Source organism: Peribacillus sp. FSL E2-0218, assembly GCF_037992945.1.
Lineage (GTDB): Bacteria > Bacillota > Bacilli > Bacillales > DSM-1321 > Peribacillus > Peribacillus simplex_B.
In genome coordinates this window covers 2697200-2722374 of record NZ_CP150304.1, presented here as the reverse complement: position 1 = coordinate 2722374, position 25175 = coordinate 2697200, and the positions used below count along the sequence as shown (strand labels likewise).

23 protein-coding genes are annotated in these 25175 nt (G+C 43.1%); 19 read left to right on the top strand and 4 right to left on the bottom strand.

Translation table 11 applies throughout. The annotated features are described in order from the left end of the window. Positions 1-76: 76 nt before the first annotated feature. Entirely contained in the window at positions 77-517 is a 441-nt protein-coding gene (locus MHI53_RS13070) for a hypothetical protein (RefSeq protein ID WP_061140288.1), read from the bottom strand. Between the two features lie 513 nt (positions 518-1030). On the opposite strand from MHI53_RS13070, the gene MHI53_RS13065 reads away from it, so the two are divergent. The 3 genes from MHI53_RS13065 (at position 1031) to MHI53_RS13055 (ending at position 3666) form a co-directional block, all read left to right on the top strand. Next, positions 1031-1930 carry an NAD-dependent epimerase/dehydratase family protein gene (locus MHI53_RS13065; RefSeq protein WP_340371470.1) on the top strand — a complete coding sequence of 300 codons (900 nt, stop codon included), beginning with the start codon at positions 1031-1033 and terminating at the stop codon, positions 1928-1930. Positions 1931-1979: 49 nt separating this feature from the next. After that, entirely contained in the window at positions 1980-2693 is a 714-nt protein-coding gene (locus tag MHI53_RS13060) for a glycosyltransferase (protein ID WP_061140285.1), read from the top strand. 253 nt (positions 2694-2946) lie between these two features. Then, a complete protein-coding gene (locus MHI53_RS13055; protein WP_340371469.1) occupies positions 2947-3666 on the top strand; it encodes a sulfotransferase family 2 domain-containing protein in 720 nt (239 codons plus the stop codon). A gap of 73 nt (positions 3667-3739) precedes the next feature. Here the strand turns inward: MHI53_RS13055 and MHI53_RS13050 are convergent, their stop codons facing one another. After that, on the bottom strand, positions 3740-4819 hold the full coding sequence (locus tag MHI53_RS13050) for a glycosyltransferase family 4 protein (RefSeq protein WP_340371468.1): 1080 nt from the start codon (positions 4817-4819) through the stop codon (positions 3740-3742). A gap of 273 nt (positions 4820-5092) precedes the next feature. Here MHI53_RS13050 and MHI53_RS13045 point away from each other — a divergent pair, with 273 nt between their 5' ends. From MHI53_RS13045 to sat, 4 genes are all read left to right on the top strand, one after another. Next, the gene (locus MHI53_RS13045; RefSeq protein WP_061140282.1) at positions 5093-5809 is read left to right on the top strand and encodes a glycosyltransferase; all 717 of its coding nucleotides are present in this window, start codon (positions 5093-5095) and stop codon (positions 5807-5809) included. 363 nt (positions 5810-6172) lie between these two features. Then, positions 6173-7027 carry a sulfite exporter TauE/SafE family protein gene (locus tag MHI53_RS13040; protein ID WP_340371467.1) on the top strand — a complete coding sequence of 285 codons (855 nt, stop codon included), beginning with the start codon at positions 6173-6175 and terminating at the stop codon, positions 7025-7027. Positions 7028-7040: 13 nt separating this feature from the next. Beyond that, positions 7041-7637 carry an adenylyl-sulfate kinase gene (gene cysC / locus MHI53_RS13035; RefSeq protein WP_340371466.1) on the top strand — a complete coding sequence of 199 codons (597 nt, stop codon included), beginning with the start codon at positions 7041-7043 and terminating at the stop codon, positions 7635-7637. Positions 7638-7696: 59 nt separating this feature from the next. After that, complete coding sequence (sat, locus tag MHI53_RS13030; RefSeq protein ID WP_340371465.1) at positions 7697-8878, top strand: sulfate adenylyltransferase; 1182 nt, start codon at positions 7697-7699, stop codon at positions 8876-8878. Positions 8879-9069: 191 nt separating this feature from the next. Here the strand turns inward: sat and MHI53_RS13025 are convergent, their stop codons facing one another. Further along, positions 9070-9984: a DMT family transporter gene (locus MHI53_RS13025; protein WP_340371464.1), complete on the bottom strand. Its 915-nt coding sequence runs from the start codon at positions 9982-9984 to the stop codon at positions 9070-9072. A gap of 374 nt (positions 9985-10358) precedes the next feature. On the opposite strand from MHI53_RS13025, the gene MHI53_RS13020 reads away from it, so the two are divergent. The 8 genes from MHI53_RS13020 (at position 10359) to MHI53_RS12985 (ending at position 18529) form a co-directional block, all read left to right on the top strand. Beyond that, positions 10359-11315: a sugar kinase gene (locus tag MHI53_RS13020; RefSeq protein WP_061140277.1), complete on the top strand. Its 957-nt coding sequence runs from the start codon at positions 10359-10361 to the stop codon at positions 11313-11315. A gap of 25 nt (positions 11316-11340) precedes the next feature. Continuing rightward, on the top strand, positions 11341-12363 hold the full coding sequence (gene allD / locus MHI53_RS13015) for an ureidoglycolate dehydrogenase (RefSeq protein WP_340371463.1): 1023 nt from the start codon (positions 11341-11343) through the stop codon (positions 12361-12363). Then, positions 12360-13391 (top strand): zinc-binding alcohol dehydrogenase family protein, encoded by a 1032-nt coding sequence (locus tag MHI53_RS13010; protein WP_061140275.1) that lies wholly within the window; start codon positions 12360-12362, stop codon positions 13389-13391. The genes allD and MHI53_RS13010 overlap by 4 nt, the downstream gene beginning before the upstream one ends. Beyond that, positions 13388-14011, top strand: coding sequence for a bifunctional 2-keto-4-hydroxyglutarate aldolase/2-keto-3-deoxy-6-phosphogluconate aldolase (locus MHI53_RS13005; protein WP_061140274.1), 624 nt, complete (start codon positions 13388-13390; stop codon positions 14009-14011). Before MHI53_RS13010 ends, MHI53_RS13005 begins: the two co-directional genes overlap by 4 nt. A 15-nt stretch (positions 14012-14026) precedes the next feature. Then, positions 14027-15103: a mannonate dehydratase gene (gene uxuA / locus MHI53_RS13000; protein WP_061140273.1), complete on the top strand. Its 1077-nt coding sequence runs from the start codon at positions 14027-14029 to the stop codon at positions 15101-15103. Then, positions 15100-15936: an SDR family oxidoreductase gene (locus MHI53_RS12995; protein WP_061140272.1), complete on the top strand. Its 837-nt coding sequence runs from the start codon at positions 15100-15102 to the stop codon at positions 15934-15936. Before uxuA ends, MHI53_RS12995 begins: the two co-directional genes overlap by 4 nt. Positions 15937-16140: 204 nt before the next feature. Then, entirely contained in the window at positions 16141-17142 is a 1002-nt protein-coding gene (locus MHI53_RS12990; protein ID WP_061140271.1) for a substrate-binding domain-containing protein, read from the top strand. 145 nt (positions 17143-17287) lie between these two features. Beyond that, positions 17288-18529: an MFS transporter gene (locus MHI53_RS12985; RefSeq protein ID WP_340371462.1), complete on the top strand. Its 1242-nt coding sequence runs from the start codon at positions 17288-17290 to the stop codon at positions 18527-18529. Between the two features lie 123 nt (positions 18530-18652). On the opposite strand, the gene MHI53_RS12980 is transcribed toward MHI53_RS12985, so the two are convergent. Further along, positions 18653-19528, bottom strand: a complete 876-nt coding sequence (locus MHI53_RS12980) for an AraC family transcriptional regulator (RefSeq protein ID WP_061140269.1) — start codon at positions 19526-19528, stop codon at positions 18653-18655. 162 nt (positions 19529-19690) lie between these two features. Here MHI53_RS12980 and MHI53_RS12975 point away from each other — a divergent pair, with 162 nt between their 5' ends. The 4 genes from MHI53_RS12975 to MHI53_RS12960 all read left to right on the top strand — a co-directional run bounded on the left by MHI53_RS12975 (position 19691) and on the right by MHI53_RS12960 (position 24879). Next, positions 19691-21196, top strand: coding sequence for an altronate dehydratase family protein (locus MHI53_RS12975; RefSeq protein WP_340371461.1), 1506 nt, complete (start codon positions 19691-19693; stop codon positions 21194-21196). 47 nt (positions 21197-21243) lie between these two features. Continuing rightward, positions 21244-22257 carry a zinc-binding alcohol dehydrogenase family protein gene (locus tag MHI53_RS12970; protein WP_061140267.1) on the top strand — a complete coding sequence of 338 codons (1014 nt, stop codon included), beginning with the start codon at positions 21244-21246 and terminating at the stop codon, positions 22255-22257. A gap of 35 nt (positions 22258-22292) precedes the next feature. Beyond that, positions 22293-23810, top strand: coding sequence for a tagaturonate reductase (locus tag MHI53_RS12965; RefSeq protein WP_061140266.1), 1518 nt, complete (start codon positions 22293-22295; stop codon positions 23808-23810). Between the two features lie 364 nt (positions 23811-24174). Beyond that, a complete protein-coding gene (locus tag MHI53_RS12960; RefSeq protein ID WP_061140265.1) occupies positions 24175-24879 on the top strand; it encodes a TerC family protein in 705 nt (234 codons plus the stop codon). The last annotated feature ends 296 nt before the right edge of the window (positions 24880-25175 follow it).

Sequence of the window (25175 nt, the reverse complement as noted above, 5' to 3'; positions counted from 1 at the left end):
CTTGTCCCACCATTTAGTACCCGCCCTGAAGCTATTCAAAGATGGCGCAACATCACCATTTACCACTAAGAATCAATCAGTCGGAATAAGCAGCTGCGAAAAAACTCTCCGGTCCAGTTCGGGTCGGTGCGATGACGATCCCGCCAGGTGTGCTGATGAATGCTTGATAGACCAAAAAGTTACTGGGTGCAGGTGGATTAAAGTCCGCACCGGACAATGAAATGATCGTTTCGGAGGCAACCCCCAAACCAGCTACCGGTAAGGTTTGTTGGGCGGAATAAACGAGAACCCTGCCGACACCTGAGCCCCTGTAAATCTCGATGTTGATGGGAGTCAGAATCGCGGCCAAGCTGCTTAAAGTAGCCGTGAAAGTGAATTCAACTCGAAGATTAGCTCCGGTTCCGGTCGTATTAAGCCCCAATGAACCGAACAGCGCTGGAGTTGCACTTACAGGTATGGAAATGGAATCCCGATAACTAGCATTCTGTGAAGTCTGAGCATCTAAAAATTTCCCCATAGTGTTAACACCTCTTTTATTATGGAATACTCTAATATATTAAAGTGGCGCATGTTTCGTATAGACGAGTTGTTCACTATCAAAAAAAATAGTCGGATTTTCAGCGGGGAAGCCTATGTCCAGGAATTCAAGGGAGTTTGCCCTTCAGTTTCAATGAGCAAAAAAACGGTTACCCTTCATACGTTCAAGAACTATTCTCAATCTTCGAGTGTGGTCGCCGATGTGGAGCTAGAGGAAAGTGGGTAACAACGGTCCGGCATGTAGGGCAAATGAGTTAATTTCCCCTTTCGGCTGTGTATGTGAGAACAGCCCATGGCAATCAAGCAGATGCAGACATAATGTAATAGGGAAACTGTATTTAAGATGGCGATTCATGCACCGCTAGAGATGGATGGCTTCACAAGTTGGTTTGGGGGAGGAAATAAGGTCTTTCCTGCCCCTGACTGGACGGACATTCAGCATAAGGGCGATCGTAGCGGTTATTTAGATCATTAACGAATGGATGAGAAGTCAATGAAGCAACGAAGGAAATTAATAATCACCGGGGCAAGCGGATTCACGGGCCAGCATGCATGTGCCCATTTTTTAAAAGCAGGCTATGACATTACAGCCGTTTCACGGAAAAAGATAAATGTCGATGCTCAAATTAACATGGAATATTGTGATCTTACGAACGGAAACGAGGTTTATCAGCTTGTCAAAAAGATCAAACCTCAGTATGTCCTTCATTTGGCAGGCCAAAATCACGTTGGTGCATCATGGGTGGATCCATTATCGACCTTAGAGGCAAATTCCATGTCCACAGCCTACTTGATCGATGCCCTACGCAGGGAAAGTCCAACCTGCAAAATCGTGATAGTTGGCTCAGCTCTCCAATTTGACCCTGCCTCCCTCAATTCGATTCCCCATCCTTATAGTTTGAGTAAGACACTTCAAGTACTTATTGCACAATCCTGGGCAGCTTTATATAACATGGAAGTCATCATTGCCAAGCCGTCCAATTTGATCGGACCAGGTGTATCCACTGGGGTTTGTTCCATTTTTGCGCAAAAAATCATTGAAATGGAAAAGAAAGGATCAGAAAAGGTGCTTGAAGTCGAAAATCCCAACGCTCAACGTGATTTCTTGGACGTTAGAGATGCAGTGAGAGCTTATGATTTTCTGTTGAAGGATGGGAAGTCTGGCGAAACGTATGACGTTGCTTCAGGTCATACTTGTTCTTTGGGGCAAATCATTCAAGGGTATAGGACTGTAACGAGGGAAGAAATAAAAATGAGCACACAGAGCAATGATTTAATCGACAATAAGCCAGCAATCGAACCTATTAAGCTGGTGAATTTGGGATGGAAGCCCAGTATTCCGCTTGAAACATCTATAAGGGATATCCTTACCTTTTACCGAGAGTTAAACTGACGAAGAAAAGGACCTATAGTAAGTGAAAGTTATTTTGGGAGGGTAGGCAATGGAGCCGAAAGTATCAATCATTATTCCATTTTATAATTGCCCCTATATCGATCAAGCCATTCAAAGTGCACTTGATCAAACTTATACGAACATAGAAATCATCGTGGTGGATGATGGTTCGACCGATTTTACTGAGAAAATCGAGCCATTCCTTACGAAAATCCGTTATGAAAAAAAAGAAAACGGGGGAACCGCTACTGCGTTGAATCATGGAATCCATGCTGCTGAGGGTGAATATGTCGCATGGTTAAGCTCGGATGATTACTTTCTGCCAGAAAAGGTATCAAATCAAATTTCCTTTATGCTCGAACATGGTGCAGAGGTGAGCTTTACGAATTTTGATAGTATCAATAAGGACGATGAAATCATTTTGTCTTGGACGGGAGAGCGCTTTACGGATATAGAAAACGGAGTGTACCATGCATTTTTACTTCGTAATGCCGTGAATGGTTGCACCGTGGTGTTGAAGAAGGACGTATTCGATGTGGTCGGCTATTTTAATACCTATCACCGCTATACGCATGATTATGAAATGTGGCTTCGTCTTTTAGTCAATGGATATAAAATGTATTATTTGGATGAAGTTCTCACAAAATTTAGGATACACGAAGGGTCTGGTACAAGTAGATTCCAGCCTGAAATGCTAGCGGATATTCTCACGATTGAAAGCCATTATCGTCCAATTCTTAAAAAGAACTTGAAAAATTTATAGGCTCTTTTCGTAAGGATCGTTGTTTTTCAAATGAAACGATTTAAGGTTGATTGGAGTGGCGGACTCCTGCTTGAGCAGCTGGATAGGCGGGACATAACAAGGTCCACGCCGGAGAGGCTCACTGACGGCCTTCTGTAAAGCGGAGCACCGGAGGGGAAATCGACTACAACGGATTACTTCGTGAATGGTAACAAAGTATGAGAAAACAGCCCACTCATAAAAAGAGCTTTTTGGAAGAGGGAGGAGTACATTTATGTCCGAAGGTGTACTGGATATTTTTATGCATGTTCCCAAAACAGGGGGAACGACGATCAATGAAATATTAAAAAAACAATACAAACTTAGAGAAATATATGATCATGACTCGTTCGAAAAGAAGATGATGAAGCTGTCCGAGTTAACGGAACAGGAAAAGAAGAATATCAAAGCGGTTTCCGGTCATTATTTCTATGGAATACATGAGGAGTTTTCAAAACCATTCCATTATTTTACGATGCTGCGCGATCCTGTAGATCGGGTCATTTCTGCTTATTATTTTTTAAAGGACTACCCAGGTTACGAAATGGTAAAAGAAATGACTTTGGAGGAATTTGTAGTAAAAGGCCCCGAAGCATCGAATCTGCAAACATTGATGGTATGCGGGAGTCAGGAAATACCTGATTTGGAAAAAGCGAAGGAGAATCTTAAAACATTTTCATTGGTTGGAGTCACCGAGATGTTCAATGAAACACTTTTTTGTTTGAAAAAGCAACTTGCATGGGGAGATATACACTATACTAGAAAAAATATTACAAAAAAACGACTGGCAAAAAAAGAAATACCATCGGAATTAATAAACCTGATCAAGCAATATAATCACCTGGATATGTCCTTATACGATTTTGCAAAGGAACTGCTTCATGAAAAGCTTCAAACGTTGACAGTAGTTGAGCGTCAGCAATTGGAAGAATTCAAGCTTAAGCAGGGCTCCTGAATTAAACAGCCAGGGAAATGTTTCAATAAAATGAACGACAGCCGGAATGAAATAATCCCGGCTGTTTTTCTTATTATTCAGAGGATATTCCTAGTGCTTCGAGCATTTCGATGAAATTGCGGGCATATAAATCTGGACTGAAATTCTTGATTACGTGCTCCAGCGCGTTTTCCCGGATATTTTCCCTCAGGCTCTCGTTATTCATTAGCTCCTTCGCCTCTTTGACGGCACTATCAATGTTGCCCAATGAATAAAATTTCCCTGTTTGATCATGGATGATGGAACTTCTTACACCATCGGAATCGGTCGTGAGCACCGGGCATCTGCAACTCATTGCTTCAAGCAATGCATAAGGGGCCCCCTCCACCTTGGAGGTGGAACATAAAAAGCCACCCGAATCACCGATTACAGAGAAAAAATCGGCCATTTGCGAATTCGGAACATTGGAGTGCAACGTAAGTCTGCTTTTCAAATTTAACCGGCTGACCGTTTTATCGAATTTGATTCTTTCAATGGGGTCACTTAATGTAGGGTCTTCAAACATAAGTAATCGGATATCCGGATTGTAATTGTTGATTAGTTGATATCCTATCTTCAGGAATTCGCTCCAATTCTTGTTATCTTCGATTCTTCCGATCCAAGCGATTTTTTTAAAGCCATCCAAGGACATTTCTTTGTGTGCGAATTGAGTGGTATCAAAACAATTATTAAAAGAGAAAGTTGGAAAGGACGGGTAAAGTTCATCCAATAACTGCATGATATGTGGCGTTTTCGGATTAAGGAACCCATCTGCATGTTCATTGACAACTTCAATGGCATTGGTAAGTGCCTTTCTGGCGACATGTTTCGGACCATATCCCTGTATTTCTATGATCATTTTTCCTTTATAGCCCATGGACCTGAATCTGGGTAACGTATTGAAATCCGAAACGATGACGATAGCGGCATAGTTCCCATCTTCCAATATCCCCTTGATTTCATCATTGTCATTCGTTACGAATGTTGGGGCACTATGGTCATTCAAGTAATTCCTTCTGTTTTCATAATAAAGAAAATGAGCATGGATACCGTGCTCTTTCAGCGCGATAAATCGCTGCCGATTCAATGTTTCCACACCGCCACTCGGAACGTAGAAAACAAACAAAATATTCATTCTTCCCCTCCTCATAAAAATGGAGCAACAGGGCTCTGGGTTTTCAATTTCATATTATCTGAACAAGCTACCTATCCCTCCAATTCGAATGGATACGACCATCTAATATACGTATGACATGAATGGTGGTTTTATTGCCGTTTTAATCTCAGTAATGACCAGACTAGGGAATGGAACACATCTTATACGTGTGAAATAAATATAACCATGGAAGAGTTCATCCTTATCCATAACGTATGGGTAGACAATCATTACTTGAAAGGCGGTTCGTACATGTCAAAAGTATCGATCATTGTTCCATTCTACAATTGTCCATACATTGAAAAAGCTTTGGAGAGTTTAATCAACCAAACCTACAAAAATATTGAAATAATCGTAGTTGATGATGGCTCTACATTATATTCAGAAAAAATCGAACCGTTTCTAGATAAAATCCTATTTATCAAAAAGGAAAATGGCGGAACAGCGAGTGCCTTGAATACTGGCATCGAACATGCAACAGGTGACTATATATGCTGGCTTAGTTCTGATGACATCTTTTACCCGGAAAAAACGGAAATCCAGTTACGTTTAATGGAAAGGGAAAATGCCCAATTTAGCTATACGAGTTATTATTGCATCGATGAAAACGGAGAAATCATCACCCCGGTCATCGGGATCAATCCGCCCACACGGCTTGAATTCATTAAAGCGATGATCAAGGGGAATATTATCAATGGCTGCTCCGTCATGATTCAGAAAAAGGTATTTGAGCAAATCGGGGTTTTTGACGAAGCCCTCCTATACACACACGATTATGATTTATGGCTGCGCATCATGCAAAACTACAAATTTCACTTTGTGCCCAAACCGTTATTACAATATCGAATCCATACTCAAATGGGGACCAAGAAATATGCAGGCAGCATCAAAAGGGAAAATCGGTTCGTTGTCAATCGACATCATGCAAAAATGAAGCAATTGTTAGTGACGGAGCTGAGGAACCAGTAGGGAAATAGCCTCTCTTTAAGGGGCATATTGTTGGAGCCTTTAGCCTGGTGGTGTCTCCCTTGGACTCGCATACCCGATCCATTCCATCTTGCATGATAACTAAACTGGAAAAGAAGGCCCTTAAGGGGCTTTTTTTGTTGAGGGAATCGAGTGGTCCTTCTTCATGCATTGAATCTTTTTCAGACACAAGTCTATAGCATCCAGCGCTTTGATTGCATATCCTATAGAAGTTGCATATATGGCGGGGATGTCATTTATTTTGTTATGGGGTAATGGACATCGGACGAGCGCCAATGGATTGAATTGTGATGGAAGTTATGGAAACAGCTCCTTTAAAAAGGAAATGCTTTGTAGGAGGCTAACATGAGAAAGCTTATTGTTTTCGCGTTTATTGGATTTTTGGCTCAGCTAATCGATGGCTCTTTAGGAATGGCATATGGAGTTACATCCACCTCTTTGTTGTTGACTTTCGGAATCGCTCCGGCTGTAGCCTCTGCATCCGTCCATTTGGCGGAAGTCGTGACAACGGCGGCATCTGGCGTTTCGCATTTGAAATTCGGGAATGTCGATCGCCAAGCGCTTTTCAAATTGATCATCCCCGGATCGATCGGGGCATTTGCAGGAGCTTGTTTTTTAAGTCAATTGCCTGGTGAAGTGATTAAACCGTATATTTCCTTGTTTTTACTGATTCTTGGCGTATTTGTCCTTTTTCGTTTTTTAAGAACGACCAAAACAAGTGAAAAGAAATCAATTAATCTCTCAAGAAAAAAATCGGTACTATTGGGACTTGTAGCTGGCTTTGCCGATGCAACCGGCGGGGGAGGATGGGGACCGATCACCACTCCAGTTCTACTATCACAAAAAGGAGTCCCTGCCAGAAAAGTGGTGGGTACCGTTGATACAAGTGAATTCGCGATTGCCGTTTCAGCAACCCTTGGTTTTCTCATTGCCCTGGGGTGGCAGGACGTGAATTGGTTTTGGGTCATCTCCTTGATGGCTGGGGGAATCATTGCCGCTCCCATTGCTGCATGGATCGTAACAAAATTGCCTTCGCATTTATTGGGTGTCCTCGTTGGGGGCTTCATCGTTCTGACGAATGCGCGAACGTTGATTGTCACTTGTGGCGTCGATGATTGGGCTGTGTCCATTTATTTGCTGATTTTGCTTGGGTGGGCAGGTTCCTTGATTTTTGTCATCCGGAACAATAAAAAACGGTAAAAGGGGAAATAGTGTGAGTCAACATGAGAATATCCATAAACATGTTTTTTCAATTACGAAACAGCATAGGCAAGCGCTGCACGGACATAAAAGCTATATTCTTTGGTTTACAGGATTATCAGGTTCAGGTAAGTCCACCATCGCAAATATGGTTGAGGCCAGGCTTCATGCAAAAGGTATTTCGACGTATATATTAGATGGAGATAACTTACGAAATGGTCTGAATGAAGATCTTGGCTTCAGTGCGAATGACCGGAAAGAGAATATAAGGCGAATAGGAGAAATGTCCAAAATTTTTGTTGATAGCGGAATCGTCGTATTGGCCACTTTCATATCTCCCTATGCCAATGACCGCAACGATGTCAGAAAAAAGGTGAAAACCGATGAATTTATCGAGATATATGTAAAGTGTCCGATTGAAGCCTGTGAAGAACGGGATCCAAAAGGATTGTATAAGAAAGCTAGAATTGGTGAAATCACTCACTTTACTGGCGTATCGGCTCCCTATGAAGAACCGGAGAATCCGGAAATCATCATTGAAACGAGTCAGAACACGATAGAGGAATGCGTGCAGCAAATCATCGACTATTTAATCGATGCGGGTATGTGATGTCGGGTTTGAAAAGGAGCATATAAAACGAATGAAATCAAATGATTGAGAGGTTATATATGAATGTTCAATGGAACACTATTGATCCACATGGCGGCAAACTGATCCAGCGTGAATTAACGGAAAAGGCCAGAAAACAGTATTTGGATATGTGCGAATCCTTATTTTCACTGACAATATCGAAATGGATTGCGTCTGACTTGGAAATGATTTCAAATGGTGGGTTTAGTCCACTAATTGGATTCATGGGAAAAGCGGATTACGAAAGTGTCATTAATGATATGCATTTAGCGAACGGATTGCCATGGACCATACCCATCACTCTCCCTGTAACGAAAGAAGAGGCAGGGCAAATGAAAATTGGCGATGAAGTCGCATTATACACGGATGAAGGAGAGCTTGCCGGCATCATTTTAGTTGAAGAGAAATTTGAATACGATAAACATCAGGAAGCAAAACTTGTGTATAAAACAGTGGACCATAACCATCCTGGAGTGAAAAAACTGTTTGGTCAGGGGGACATATATGTAGCAGGACCTATTCATCACATAAACAAGGCCTCACATAAACCCTTTGAAAAATTTCATTTGAATCCTGCACAAACGAGAAAGATGTTCGCTGAACTAGGTTGGAAGACGGTGGTAGGTTTTCAGACGAGGAATCCTGTACATCGGGCTCATGAATATTTGCAAAAAACCGCATTGGAAACCGTTGATGGACTCCTATTGCACCCTCTGGTCGGTGAGACGAAAGAGGATGATATACCAGCAAATATTCGAATGGAAAGCTATCAGGCCCTATTAAAAAATTACTACCCCACGGATCGGGTCTTGCTTGCCATATATCCTGCTGCCATGCGCTATGCAGGTCCTCGGGAAGCGGTCTTTCATGCCATCGTCCGCAAGAATTATGGGTGCACCCATTTTATTGTTGGCCGTGATCATGCGGGTGTAGGCGATTATTATGGCACGTATGAGGCCCAAGAAATTTTCAGCCAGTTCGACCCGGTGAAGATTGGCATAAAACCGTTGTTCTTTGAGCATAGCTTTTACTGTAAAAAGTGTTTGAATATGGCGTCCTTGAAAACTTGTCCACATACAGAAGAAGATAGATTCATATTAAGCGGGACGAAAGTCAGGGAAATGCTGCGGAAGGGACTGATTCCACCGTTGGAGTTCACCCGTCCGGAAGTGGCAGAAGTACTGATAAGAGGCATGAAGCTAAATGATAAAGGCAAGTAAACGATCAGCATTCTTGCGTGGGATATCTCACTTAACAACCCTATGAAAACACGAGGCTTTCAACCATGAAGAATACTAGAAAAAATCAATTCGGACTCTAGGTTTACAGACCATACCCATCTCTGGTATGGTCCCTGTTGTGTAAACCAGTGACCTATAAAATGTACAAAAGGTAAGCTGCCTGAAATCAATCAGGCAGCCTTCTGTTTTTTCCTCTGGAGAATCCACATTTCCGTCGCTCCTGAACCGAGCAACACGCCTATAACGATCAAAATCAGCCCGATGAAATGTGAAGGCAGGATGGCTTCTTTCAGAAAAATGACAGCCCCTACCAATGCGAATAAGGTATTTAAATTAAGAAATATGGAGGATTCCGCTGCACCGACCTGCCCAATCGCATAATTATAACTCATATGCCCCAGCGCAGTGGCAAAAATTGCCGAAAAGAAGAAAGCTCCCCACATGGAAGGGGGGGCAGCGGCAAGCGAAGATAAACCGTCCGGTTCCTTCCAAAAGCTGATGGCAAAAAGAATGAAAGAACCGACTAGCATCATATAGCCGGTCAATAGCCGTGGATCCATCGTTTTCGACGCTTGATTAATCAAAATGAAGCTCAGCGCCTGTGAAAGGATGGATAACAGAATATCGACATCTCCGAGATTGATAGAATGAACGCCACCGCCTCCAGCCATGACGGTAAAGCTTACGCCCAAAGCGCCACACAGAAAACCAAGCAGGCGGATCACTGTAGGTTTTTGGCGAAAGAAAACCATGGTCAAGATGACTGTCAATATCGGCCCCATACCCAAAATCAACCCAGCATTGGAGCCGGACGTCATTGTTAACCCTTCAGCTAAGAAATAATGGTGAAAAACGACACTCAATAACGCTCCGCCAAAAACGTAAAATAGCTCCTTTTTCTTAGGGAGGCGTATCAGGCCTAGATAAAAAAGAATAAGAATGACGATAAGTGAAGCTGTAAAGATCCTTAATGCTGTTATGGTTACTGGTTGCGTATTCATAACGATAAATTTAAGGACGGAAACGTTTAATCCCCAGGTGATCATGATTCCTGTAAGTAACATGTAAATTTTTACATAACTCATTCAAAACAACCCTTCCAAATTATTTAGCAATTGATTCAGTATAGCAAAGAGTGCAATTGTTAGGAACCTGGATAATGTAAAAATCCAATCTGCTAATCATTCAAAACGAAGGAGAAAGTATGCTATTAGCATTAAATGGATTAATTCCTATTTTTTTATAAAAAGAGCTGTAAATGTGCCGAATAAAAATTTAATTTAAAATTATCTAATTTTTCTATTGTTTTTGGCAGGGTTTTCATTTACAATTTCCTTATGAATTACAAAACCGGTTTAGTAAAATCATTCTTTTTCACTAAACCGATTTACTAACGAAAGCGGTTTGAATCACAATAGTAGCTTGGATTTGTGATTGGCCGAAAGAAGGAGGTACTGCATTGTCATCAAAATATGGTGTTTTAACGCTGGGTGACGCCATGATTACGCTAAATCCGGAAGAGACAGGACCTTTACGCTTCGTAAACCGTTTTGAGCGAAAAGTAGGAGGGGCCGAGCTGAATTTTGCCATTGGCTGTGCAAGACTTGACATGCGCGTGAAATGGATTAGCCGGTTAGGAAATGATGAGTTTGGCAGGGTGATATATAATTTCGCACGCGGAGAAGGCATTGATGTGAGTGATGTTGCTTTTGTATCCGGGTATCCTACATCTCTTAACTTTAAAGAAATTCGTGAGGATGGGTCGGGAAAGACTTTTTATTACCGGCAACAATCACCCATCTTGACTTTAAATCCCGAAGATATAACAGGGAGCATGTTTGATGGGATTGATCTCGTCCATCTAACTGGAGTTTTTCTGGCGATAGATCCGAGGAATATACATATAGCCAAGCGTGTCATGGAAATGGCCAAACAAAAAGAAATCCCTGTTTCATTCGATCCGAATATACGCTTGAAGCTCTGGTCCATCGAGGAAGCGAGAGCCGTCTATTCAGATCTATTCGGTCATGTGGATATTTTGCTTTCAGGTTTAGATGAAATAAAGCTGATTACAGGTAATGACTCGGAGGACTCCTTGGCGGAATTCGCCAAAGTAAATGGCATTGAACAGCTTGTCATTAAAGATGGGGAAAATGGTTCAAAACTATATAACAAAGGCGAATGGCATAAAAAAGAAGCCTTCCCAGTTAGGCCGGTTGACACTGTGGGTGCTGGGGATGGCTATGACGCAGGGTATATATACGGATACCTCCAAGGGTTACCGATCGATGAAAGGTTGACATTCGCCAATGCCGTCGGCGCAATTGTCACCACTGTTTCCGGAGATAATGAAGGATTGCCATACTTGGATGAAGTACTGCCGTTCATCCGCAAAGAAGCTGTTGTTGAAAGATAGACAATAGAAACAATGGGGGGAGAATATGGCAACCGTAACGATACAAGCAGGGGAAGCCAAACGATTGGTCATACAAAAATTGACTGAAGCGGGATTGAAGGAAGAAAGTGCCGAAAAAGTCGCAGAGGTACTGGTTCATGCAGATCTAAGAAATGTCAATTCGCATGGGGTATTGCGAACGGAGCATTACGTAAATCGGATAAAAGCCGGTGGTATCAATCTTGATGCGCAAATGTCCTTTGAAAAGACTGGACCTGTTACGGGTGTTGTTGATGGGGACGATGGATTCGGACATGTGATTGGTGAAGAGGCGATGAATCACGCCATCGAAATGGCACGAAATAATGGTGTCGGGATGGTGACCGCATTCAATAGCAGCCATTGCGGGGCACTAAGCTATTTTGTCCAAAAAGCAACTGATGAGAAGTTGATCGGGATTGCGATGTCACATACGGATAAGATTGTCGTTCCATTTGGAGGAAAGACTTCATTTCTGGGAACAAATCCAATTGCATACGGAGTGCCTGCCAAAAGTAAGAAGCCCTTCATCCTGGATATGGCAACTTCAAATGCTGCATTGGGGAAAATCCTTCAGGCAAAAGAAGAAGGCAAGGAAATTCCTGAAGGCTGGGGCGTCGATGATAATGGGGCTCCTGTGACGGATCCCAATTCAGTCGTTTCCCTTTCCCCTTTCGGCGGCCCAAAAGGGTATGGCCTATCCGTGATTGTCGATGTATTTTCCGGATTATTGGCAGGTGCAGCGTTTGGACCGCATATCGGGAAAATGTATGATGATCTTGATAAGAAACGGAAACTTGGACATTACTTTTGTGTAATCAATCCTTCTTATTTTACGGATACGGATAGATTTCTGGAGCAAATGGATCGAATGATCGAAGAATTGCAACAGGTTGAGTCTGCTCCTGGATTCGATCGGGTATACGTTCCAGGTGAAATTGAACAAATCAATGAAGAAAAAAACATAAAAGAAGGTATTACGATAGCTTCGACTGTTTATGAATTTCTTACAAAGCAGGTGGGGAAATGAAAGCGGTTCAAGTACGGAAAGCACATGAGCTGGTCATACAGGAAGTGGAGAAGCCCCGGATTTCAAACCCGACGGATGTTCTTGTGAAAGTGAAAAGGGTTGGGATTTGCGGGTCGGATATGCATATTTACCATGGAACGAATCCCCTTGCAACGTTGCCGCGAATCGTAGGACATGAAGTGGCAGGTGAGGTTGCGGAGATTGGTGAAGAGGTAGTCGGCATTAAAGTGGGGGATCACGTGGTCATAGAGCCGATTCGATATTGCGGAACATGTTACGCCTGCCGCAAGGGACGCCAAAATGTTTGTGAAACATTGTCTGTATTCGGTGTACATGAAGAGGGCGGAATGAGGGAATGGTGCGTCCTTCCCGAGAAACAATTGCACGTTGTCGACTCCGCTATCGCTTGGGAGGAAATAGTATTGGCTGAGCCATATACAATCGGTGCCCAGGCGGTTTGGCGGGGCGAGGTAGAGGAAGGGGACACGGTCCTTATCCAAGGAGCGGGACCGATTGGAATTTGCATATTGAAGATGGCCAAGCTGCAAGGCGCTTCGGTAATGATTACGGATTTAAGTGAAGAGCGATTGTCATTCGCCAAAAAAAGTGGTGCTGATGTTACCGTCCATGCCGGAAAAGAAGATGTTCAGGCGCGAGTGCAGGAATGGACGAACTTTGAAGGAGCCAATGTCGTCATTGATGCGGTTTGTTTACCGATGACATTCGAAATGTCCTTCAATGTAGTTTCTACAGCAGGCAGGATTGTCGTGCTCGGTTTTGATGAACGCACTGCAGCGATATCCCAGCTTCCCATCACGAAGAAGGAAGTTTCGGTGAAAGGCTCCAGGCTGCAAACCAACCAGTTCCCTAAAGTGGTCAAACTGTTAAATGAAGGGAAGCTCAGACAAGAAGGGTTAGTTACACATACTTTTTCCCTTGAGGATGTCCAGGAGGCATTCAATTTTGTTGAAAGCCATCCGGAACAGGTTCGCAAAGCGATCATCGTATTCAATGAAGGGGGAGCATGATGGAAAAACATTCAATAATCAATCAACTAACCGAAATGAAGGTTGTCGCGGTAATTCGGGGTCAGCATGCAGAGGAGGCTGCCCAGCTGTCTAAAGCAGCTATCGAAGGCGGTATACGTGCAATTGAATTGACGTATACAACACCGCAAATAGAAGAAGCGTTCAAGCACCTGGTGAATACGGACGCCCTCATCGGAGCTGGCTCTGTATTGGATTCGGAAACGGCCCGGCATGCCATATTATCTGGTGCCCAATTCATTGTCAGTCCCTATTTTGTCGAGGGTGTTGCCACGCTTTGCAATCGATATGGGGTGCCATATATGCCTGGTTGCATGACAATAAGGGAAATGGCTTCAGCACTTGAAGCAGGGTGTGATGTGTTAAAGTTATTTCCGGCAAACCATTTTGACCCTTCATTCATCAAGAGTGTCAATGGTCCGCTGCCTAATGTACGGATCATGCCGACCGGCGGAGTCAATCTGGACAATATGAATGATTGGCTCCAAGCCGGTGCAGTTGCGACAGGGATTGGCAGTGACTTGAATAAAGCTTATAAGAGCGGCGGCTATGACGCTGTAGTTGAATTGAGTAAAAAATACATGCAGAAAATTGCGGAATGATGGAGGTGGTGCACGATGAATATTACATTTAGATGGTACGGGAAGGACAATGATACAGTCACGTTGGAGCAGGTTAAACAAATTCCGGGAGTCAAAGGGATCGTTTGGGCATTGCACCAAAAACCGGTAGGTGAGGTATGGGAAAAGGAAGAAATCAAAAAGGAAATTGACTATATCCAATCCTTTGGTTTTCACACGGATGTTGTGGAAAGTGTTAACGTTCATGAATCGATTAAATTGGGCAATGAAGATCGCATGAAGTACATCGAGAATTACAAAGAGACGATCCGCAACCTTTCAGAGGTGGGCGTAAAAGTCATTTGTTATAATTTCATGCCGATATTTGATTGGACGCGAACGGAAATGTTCCATCCTCTCGAAGATGGTTCAACTGCATTATTTTATGAAAAGGGAAAGGTGGATACGTTAGATCCGCAAGAGTTGATCCGAACGGTAGCCGAAGCTTCGGATTTAACGCTGCCAGGCTGGGAACCGGAAAAAATGGAGCGGATTTCGGAATTGTTCGAAGCCTATAAACGCGTGGATGAAGAACAGCTATGGGCGAATTTGGGAATATTCCTTAAGGAAATATTACCGGTTGCCGAGGCATCAGGCATTAAAATGGCTATCCATCCAGATGATCCACCATGGTCCATTTTTGGTTTGCCGCGAATCATTACCGGGGAAGCGAGTTATGAAAAGCTAATCTCGATATCGAATTCACCATCGAATGCATTCACGATGTGCACAGGCTCGATGGGGGCCAATCCGGAAAATGATATGGTTCAGGTAGCTAAAAAGTATGCGTACCGCGCTCCTTTCTCGCATATCCGGAATGTAAAGATCTATGAAAACGGTGATTTTGTGGAAACGTCTCATTATACACAGGATGGTTCCATAAACGTACAGGGTGTTGTAGCAGAATTGAATAAGCAGCATTATTCGGGCTATGTCAGACCAGACCATGGCCGCCATATTTGGGGAGAGGTTTGCCGTCCTGGTTATGGATTATACGACCGGGCTTTAGGGATCATGTATTTGCTTGGATTATGGGATGCCAATGAAGCGGCAAAATTAGGCGGCCGCTCATGATTCCCATCCATGAAAACCTATCAAGCAGAGTAGCGGTAATCACTGGAGGCAGCGGTGTATTGTGTTCCAAAATGGCAATAGAATTAGCTCGCCACGGAGTCAAGATTGCCATATTGAACAGAACGGCAGAAAAAGGTCGGGAAGTGGTCGAGCTCATTGAACGAGATGGCGGCACTGCCCTATCGATCGCGACTGACGTATTGGACAGGAGCTCATTGGAAAAGGCAAGAGAGGAAATCAAAAAAACGTTCGGCCGTGTGGATATATTAATAAATGGAGCAGGGGGCAATCATCCAGATGCGATTACAGCTCCTGAGACATATGGCGAGGAAACCGAAGGGAAATCGTTTTTCGATTTGGATGAAAATGGTTTCTCGCAGGTTTTTTCCAGTAATTTCACGGGTACATTTTTGGCAAGTCAAGTTTTTGGGAAAGAGCTGCTGCAAGCGGAAGCACCAGCCATCATTAATCTGTCTTCCATGAGCTCATACTCCCCGATGACAAAAGTGCCGGCATATAGTGCTGCAAAAGCTTCGATCAATAATTTCACCATGTGGATGGCCGTTCATTTTGCCGAAGCGGGTTTACGGGTGAATGCCATTGCTCCAGGATTCTTCCTGACGAAGCAAAATCGAGATCTGTTGTTAACCGAAGATGGCAGCCTGACGGCTAGATCCAATAAAATCATTACGGCCACACCGATGAAGCGTTTTGGAAAGCCAGAGGATTTACTTGGTACTTTGCTTTGGCTGGCAGATGAATCATACTCAGGGTTTGTCACTGGGATAACGGTGCCTGTCGATGGGGGCTTCATGGCTTACTCGGGCGTCTGAATGCCAAAGCAATGGCATTGATGGATTGGCATGAACTTGAAGGCGTCATTCGTTCAACGTATGGGGAAACCAGAGCTTATTTCACTGCATAAGAAGTTGATTGTAAACGATCACTTTCTATAATAGAATATTCATTATATCTGAGCAATTTTGTTTACAGGCTATTTAGCAGATAAATGAAATCACATGACAGGAATGAACGATATGAAACCCATTACAATTACTGATGTTGCCAATCACGCAAAAGTATCAAAAAGCACGGTTTCCCAATACTTGAACAAGAGATATGAGTATATGAGCGAGAAAACGAGGAAAAAGATCGAAGAAACGATCGAAGAGTTAAACTATCAGCCTAATATCCTTGCACGCAGTTTAAAGCAAAAATCCACTTTTACCGTAGGGGTGGTAGTGGCCAATATCCTTCACACGTTTTCTACGCAAGTGATTAGGGCGATAGAGAACTACTTCTACGATCATGGTTTCCATATCATCGTATGCAATGCAGATGACAATCCTGAAAAGGAAAAGAATTATATTGAAATGCTTAGAGCCAAACAAGTGGATGGGATCATCATTTTCCCGACAGGAGACAATCTCGATTTATATAAGCGCATGAAGAGTGACCAATTTCCGATTGTCTTCATGGATAGGACCATTGAAGAATTGAATATTGCAACGGTCATGCTGGATAATCATCTAGCGTCAAAGCTTGCGGTTGATAGGTTTATTGAAAAGGGCATTGAACATATCGCAATCATAACCACATCAATAATCCGTGATATCAGTCCAAGAATCGAGCGGATCCAGGGATACAAAGATGCACTCTCTTCACACGGAATACCATCCAATTCGGATTATATAAAAACCGTCAATATAGATGAAATTCCAGTTGCGCTTTCAGAATTTTTCGATTTGGAAAGGCGGCCTCAAGCGATACTGGCAGGGAATGATATCGTCCTGAATGAAGTGTTGCGATATATGAAAAAACACGAAATCAATATTCCCGGAGATATAGCCGTTATCGGTATCGATGATGTACCGTATGCCAGTTTTTATACACCGACAATCACGACGATTGATCAGCCAGCGATTGAAATGGCCAACTTGGCAGCCGAATTACTGCTCAGTCAAATCAATAAAGAAGAAAAAAAAGACACAAGCGTTCATCGCTTGAAGCCGACTTTGCTTATGAGGAATTCGTGCTAGAGCCAGCAGCTCGAATTCCCCCAAAAAAAGAAAGCGCTTTTTTATTGGCGTTCTAAACCGATTTAGTCTGTTTTAACTGGACTCCGGTTGGAAACGGTTTCAAATTTGCTGTATTAATTGTCGAAAACGTATTAGGGGGGTCATTATGTTTTCAAATGGTAGAGGAATGATCATTGTTTTTTTGTTCTTGGCAGGGGTGATAAATTATTTGGATCGTTCCGCACTGTCCATTGCAGCGCCGTTCATTCAAGATGATTTATCTTTAACAGCAACACAGATGGGGATTATCTTTAGTAGTTTTTCGGTTGGATATGCGATATTCAACTTCCTTGGAGGAATGGCCTCGGATAGGTGGGGGGCAAAGTTGACGCTTTTCGTGGCAATGATTGTTTGGTCCTTATTTAGCGGTGCGCTTGTACTTGCCGTGGGATTTGCCAGTATGATCATCATCCGCATCTTGTTTGGGATGGGTGAAGGACCGCTTTCGGCTACGATCAATAAAATGGTGAATAACTGGTTCCCGGCCAATAAGCGGGCATCCGTGATCGGATTGACGAACAGCGGCACTCCGCTTGGCGGTGCGATAGCAGGACCGATTGTTGGTTTTATAGCGATTTCCTATGGGTGGAGAGTGTCTTTCATCGCCATTATGATCATCGGCCTGATATGGGCGATTTGCTGGTGGAAATTTGCCAAGGAAAAACCAAATGACTCGATCGCTCAGGAAAATCCAGGAAACCAATATGTTGCAGCAACAACGGAGGGAAACCTGAAATTCACGTTTTACCTAAAACAAAAAACCGTTTTATTTACAGCACTCGCGTTTTTTTCGTATAACTATATTTTGTTCTTTTTTTTAACCTGGTTTCCAAGCTATTTGGTCAACGCTCGTGGTCTAAGCGTGGAAAACATGAGCATCATCACGGTGATTCCTTGGATTTTCGGGTTCATTGGTCTTGCTCTGGGTGGTTTCGTGTCGGATTTCTTCTATAAGAAGTTCGCACAAAAGGGTGTCTTATTCTCCAGAAAGTTAGTGCTTGTAACCTGTTTGTTCCTATCTGCCGTCTGTATTGGCTTGGCAGGGATTGTAACGACGACGTTGTCGGCCGTTACGCTGGTGGCACTATCTGTTTTCTTCTTATATTTAACAGGTGCCATTTACTGGGCAATCATTAATGACGTGGTGGATCCCGATAACGTAGGCTCTGTTGGCGGATTCATGCATTTCCTGGCCAATACAGCAGGAATCATTGGACCAACTTTAACGGGATACATTGTCGATACTTCAGGTACATACACGGTAGCCTTCTTGCTGGCAGGAGGATTAGCTGTTTTTGCCTCGCTTGCAGTCATTCGTTTTGTACGTCCAATCGTAAAACCAGCATAGTGGATTAATAGAATGGAAGTGTCTCCCAAATGATATTTGATGGGGGACACTTCCATTTTACGTGGCCGGATCATTCTTGGCGGAGACGGGCTTGCCTGCCTACCTGGGTAAAGGCTGGAATCCCTATCTCAGCCCATTCGATTTTCCTTTCCGAAATACTGCAGGTGTTTTATCATTGTATTTTTTAAAGGTTCGATAAAATTGAGGCATGCTTTCAAAGCCGCACATTTCCGCGATGGAGGAAACGGTCAGATCCGTTCCCGATAACAATTCTTTCGCTTTGATGATTCTTTTCATGTTCAAATATACCACCAACCCGATTCCCGTCGTTTCCTTAAAAACCCTGCTGAAATGGGAGGGGCTGACCGAGGCTTTGCCGGCCAGCGTAGAGAGGGTCAATGGTTCACTTAAATGGTCATGGATATGGATCAAGATCGCTTGGATCCATTCTGGACTATATGTATGTCCAATATAGGGGGCTTGTTCATCATCGGCAATTGCTCGATGTAAATCCAGCAGAATCTGATGAACAGTGAGAATGCAGGCATGCCTTGAGCCCAATGCGTCGCTGGTTGCTTCACGTTGAATGTTGAGCAGCTGCTCCTCCAATCTTGATTGTTCGATTTTTGACAAGGATATTTTATATTTCTTTCGCTTTTTCAGTAGGTCAAACAGATGTAAATATGAAAAAGAATCATCCATCATGTCTTTATATAGTAAGGCCGGACTGAAAAAGGTGATCGTCGAAGTAACCGGATCGCCCCTATCAGGCATTGCCCTATGAATGGTGTTGTTGGGAATCAGGAATACATCCCCTTGCTGCATATCATAAAACACATCACCAATGAAAAAGGTTCCTTTGCCGCTATAGACATAGACGATTTCATAAAAGTCATGCATATGATCTGACAACTCATTCTGCGGGCTTTTTGTATCTTGAAAGAGGAAAGCAAATGGGAATAATGCATCATGGCCAAGTACTTTTGTAGATTTGTTCATATTTCATTCAGCTCCTGAAAGTATCATACATCAAAAATAAGTATATTTATAGCAAAAACCGCCATTTTTATTTCAATTATTGATGTTAAACTAGAAAATGAAAGGGCTTTCTATAAGCGGGGGCATGGACGGTGATCACCGTTAAGAAAAGGAGAGGATAATATGGATAAAATCGTTCAATTGCATGCAGATGATAATGTGGTCGTCTCGTTGGCAGGAATTCGTAAAGGACAGGTTCTCGAGATTCAATCAAGAGATAAAGGACTGCTACAAATAAAGGCAGGTGAAGACATCGGAAAAGGCCATAAGATGTTAATTCGTCCGGTTCAGCCTGAAGATGACATCATTAAGTTCGGTTATTCAATCGGCAAAGCGAAAGAAAATATCGATGTTGGTGAGTGGGTTCACACTCATAATCTCCAATCCGGCCTCGAGGGGATATTGAATTATTCCTATCAGCCAAGCATCCCAACGATGGAAACGGAAAATCCGGTCCAAACGTTCCAAGGATATATCCGTGAAAATGGGGAAGCGGGTATCCGCAATGAGATTTGGATCATCAACACGGTCGGCTGCATTAATAAAACCTGTGAAGTGCTCGCGAAAATGGGAAATGAGCAGTATAAAGATCGTCCAATCGATGGGATCCACCACTTTCCCCATCCGTATGGTTGTTCGCAATTAGGGGACGATTTGTCTCATACGCAAAAACTCCTGGCAGCCTTGGCGCAGCATCCGAATGCAGCGGGTGTACTGATTGTAGGATTAGGCTGTGAAAACAACCAGATCGAAGCCTTCAAGCAAGTCATCGGTGATTACCCCCCAAATCGAATCAAGTTCTTAAAAGCCCAGGAGGTTAATGATGAATTGGAGATGGGCTTGCGCTTAATCGGGGAGCTAGTGGAATATGCGGAAGGATTTCATCGGGTGCCAGTTCCGGTTTCAAAGCTGAAAATAGGGCTGAAGTGCGGAGGTTCCGATGGTTTTTCGGGCATAACGGCCAATCCATTAGTCGGGGCAGTATCCGATCTGATTGTAGAAAACGGCGGTACAACGATTTTGACGGAAGTGCCTGAAATGTTTGGAGCGGAAACGATATTGATGAACAGGGCAAAGGATGAAGAAACATTTCAAAAAATCGTAAACCTAATCAATGATTTCAAACAATACTTCATGCGCCATGATCAGGAGATTTATGAAAATCCTTCACCCGGAAATAAAGAAGGTGGCATTAGTACACTGGAGGAAAAATCACTGGGCTGCACGCAAAAAGGCGGTCATGCTTCGGTTGTGGATGTCAGCGCATATGGTGAAAGAGTTGTGAAGCCAGGATTGAATTTGATTAATTCACCTGGTAATGATCTGGTATCGGTGACGGCATTGGCAGCAGCTGGCGCACATATCGTTTTATTCACGACCGGAAGAGGCACACCATTTGGCGGGCCCGTGCCGACGGTCAAAATAGCTACGAATACCGAGTTGGCAAACCGCAAAAAGCACTGGATCGATTACAATGCCGGCCAATTAATGGAAGGGCATAGTATGAATGAATTAAAAGAAGAGTTATTCCAATTCATTCTAGCGCTTTCATCAGGCAGAAAAGAAACCAATAATGAAAAATTCGGATATAGGGAGATCAGTATTTTTAAAGAAGGAGTCATCCTTTAAACGATGTGAATTTCAAGAAAGCAAATATAAAAAAGGAGTGCTGAATAATGAAAAGTATCGTGTGTGAAAAACCATATGCATTTAAGATGATAGAATCAGAAAAACCGGTTCCAAAGGAAGGGGAGGCTTTGATTCGGGTACGGCGCATAGGGATTTGCGGAACGGATATTCATGCGTTCGGGGGCAATCAGCCATTTTTCAGCTATCCGAGAATACTTGGCCATGAACTATCCGGCTTTATTGAAGACATATCGGAAAACCCGGAAGGACTGAAGGCCGGGGATCAAGTATCCATCATTCCCTACCTGGAATGTGGGAAATGTATCGCTTGCAGAGGGGGCAAAACGAATTGCTGCACGGATATGAAAGTGTTAGGTGTCCATGCAGAAGGCGGGATGAGTGAATGGATCACGGTTCCTTGCGATCATTTAGTGAGGACCGAGGGACTCACGCTTGATCAATCTGCCATGATCGAACCTCTAAGCATAGGGGCTCATGCGGTTAGACGGGCCGCCATACATGAAGGCGAAGTTGCATTGGTCATCGGTGCTGGTCCGATTGGCTTGGGAGTCATGGCGTTTGCTAAAGAAAAAGGTGCGAAAGTGATTGCAATGGATATGAATGATGAACGGCTGGCGTTCGCCCGGAAATGGGCCAAAGTGGATCATACGTTGAATGTTCTGGAGAATCCATTGGAGAAATTGGCTGAGATGACGAAAGGGGATATGCCAAGCGTGGTGTTCGACGCTACGGGGAACGCTAAATCGATGATGAATGCATTCAAGTACCCTGCCCACGGCGGAAGGTTAATTTATGTAGGTTTGGTGAAATCGGATATTTGCTTTAATGATCCTGAATTCCATAGCAAGGAGCTTACATTGATGGGAAGCAGAAATGCCACGCGGCAAGATTTTGATGAAGTGGTGAATACTCTGAGAAATAAGCGGTTGGATTTAAGTATGTATATTACACATCGTGCAGAGCTGGACGAAATGATCGATCAATTTGAAGGGTGGCTACAACCGGAAGCTAAAGTGATCAAGGCCATTGTCGAAATATAAGCATGCATATACCGTAAGAAAGGAGTTTTGTGGCCATGCACATGAATGAAGGAAACTTGAAGCGATTAAATCGAAATACCCAGGCTGTCCAATCTGCACAAATGTTGCATTATCCGATAAAAGTTTTGCAGATTGGGGAGGGGAATTTCCTTCGCGGCTTCTTCGATTGGATGATAGCCGAAAGCAATAAACAAGGTCATTTCAAGGGAAGTATAGCGGTTACACAACCTCGTCCTACAGGAAAAAGGAAAATCGAAGAATTGAAGCAGCAGGACGGACTTTATACATTAATGATGCGTGGTTTCCATCAAGGTGAAGTGGTGGAATATACAGAGATCATTTCCGTATTTTCAAAAGTTATAAATCCCTATGAAGAGTGGTGGGGGTTTTTGGAAATGGCCGAAATTCCTACATTGGAATTCGTAGTATCCAACACGACAGAGGCAGGGCTTAAATATCAGCCAACTCCTTTTGTTGAAGGGGAGCCGATCGAAGCCTTTCCGGGAAGGCTTACCGCCTTTTTATATCGGCGTTATCTTCATTTTCAGGGAGATTCGGAAAAAGGACTCATCATGCTTCCTTGTGAGCTTTTGGAGAGGAACGGCGATTCATTGAAGCAGTGTGTGCTAAAGCATTGTGCGGAATGGGAGTTGCCAAAGTCATTCATTGAATGGCTAGAACAGGACAACCTCTTCCTTAACTCGCTTGTTGACCGAATCGTAACAGGTTTCCCGGTTAAAGAGTCGCATGAGTTATTTTCTTCTTTGGGATATGAGGATACATTGCTAACTACTGCCGAAGCTTATCATTTATGGGTCATTGAAGGTGATCAGGCCCTCGATAAGCGCCTTCCGTTGCAGCAATCAGGCTTGAATGTACGATGGGTGAAGGATTTGACACCCTATCAGCTAAGGAAGGTCCGGATATTAAATGGGTTACATACATTAATGGCACCTCTTGGGATTTTGTTTGGCCTGAAAGAAGTGAAACAAGCCACCGAACATCCGGATTTCCATCAATTTCTATATCAGGCTATCGAAAAAGAAATCATTCCTTCCTTGCCATATGGCAAGGATGAACTGCTCGAATACGGGGAAAGCGTTTTGGAGCGATTTGCCAATCCATTTGTTCAGCATTTCCTTTCCGATATCTCTTTGAATAGCATTTCAAAGTTTAAGGTCCGCCTCCTACCTACGCTGGAAGACTATCATGAAAGAAATGGGAAGCTGCCTGCCTCCATTGTAAGAGGTTTTGCGGGTCTGCTCCGCTTTTATAAAGGAGAAACAGTAAATGGGAAGTATATTGGCAAAAGCTTTGGCGGTAAGGAATATATCATTCAAGACGATTTACAGGTTATTGGATTCTTCCAAGATCTATGGAGGCTTCACGATAAGAAAGAAGTCCCAACCTGGCAATTCATCGAGGCCATCTTGCATAATCAGCAATTATGGGGAAAGGATTTGAACACAATACCGCGCCTTGCAGAGAAATTAACCAATCACTTGACAGAGATGATTGATGGAGATATTGGTCCAGCTAAATTAAACTTTTAAGATAGGCCTGCAGTGATGAACTTTTTTGTAAAATCTTCATATATGAAGGAATAGCCAATATTTTGCAAAAAAAACAGGTCTATGATTCCTTATTTTTTTTCTTTCATTTATTCGTAATTTTGGTATACTGAACTAGTGATATTTTTTTATGGTATTTTCCTAAGAGGCCTATACCATAAGTGAAGCGGAATTACATAGCTCTTCATTCCCGTGAAGGGGAGTAGCGTCAGGGATAACCTGAAATAAAGTCGTCATTACGTGGAATCCCACCGGCTTTATTGGCCTAATTCATTTAGTGCTCAGCGAGACCTTTGCCATTTATGGCAGAGGTCTCTTTATTTTTGTATTAAAGGAGGAAGATGTGTTGGATTTTTTAACAGGTGAATTCATTTCAGGACTTTTAGCAATCATTATGATAGATTTGGTTCTTGCTGGTGATAATGCAATCCTAATCGGGCTTGCTGCCAGAAAGCTTCCGAAAGATCAGCAAAAAAAGGTGATCATTTGGGGAGCTGTCGGGGCGATTGTGATCAGGATCATTGCAACGCTGCTTGTTGTCGTTATCTTGGAGGTTCCAGGATTACATTTAATTGGAGGATTACTTCTCGTATGGATCGCTTATAAGCTCCTTATCGATGAAGAAGAACCAGATTTGAAGCCGGCAGATTCAATGTGGGCTGCGATTAAAACGATCATCATTGCCGATGCCTTGATGGGACTGGATAATGTCCTGGCTGTGGCAGGTGCTTCACATGGTAACTTCACGTTGGTGGTAATCGGCTTGCTAGTTTCGATTCCAGTCGTTATGTATGGAAGCACATTGATCTTAAAACTGATCGAGCGTTTCCCATTCATCATCATTATCGGGGCAGGGATTCTTGGCTGGACAGCTTCCAAGATGATCGTTGCTGAACCATTCATGCAAGACTACTTTGCTAATCCCTTCATGAAATATGGATTTGAAGCCCTAGTGGTGATCGGCATTTTAGTAGCCGGAACCTCAAGGCAGCAAAAAATAGAAAAAGAAAAAGCAAGCAGGGAAAAAATGCAAATCGAACGCAATGGATAAAGAGAGAAACAAAGAGACCCTTCGCATTTGAAAGGTCTCTTTGTTTATATATGGAAGCTTACTAGCCGTAAAATGATATAATTGCAATGGAGTCTGATCCATGAAAGCAACATCTCTTCAATCACAAATGACATCTGGAAAGTGGCCATAGGACGAAAACAAGCGGATGTAAGGCGAACCGCTTTATGGATGTGCACCGCTGAACTCGTATGGGGCAGCTTTCGATCGGTTTAGGAAAGCATGTTCAGAGAGTAAGGGAGATTTATAAAAGCTAAAGGCGGAGGCGAAGGTTAAAC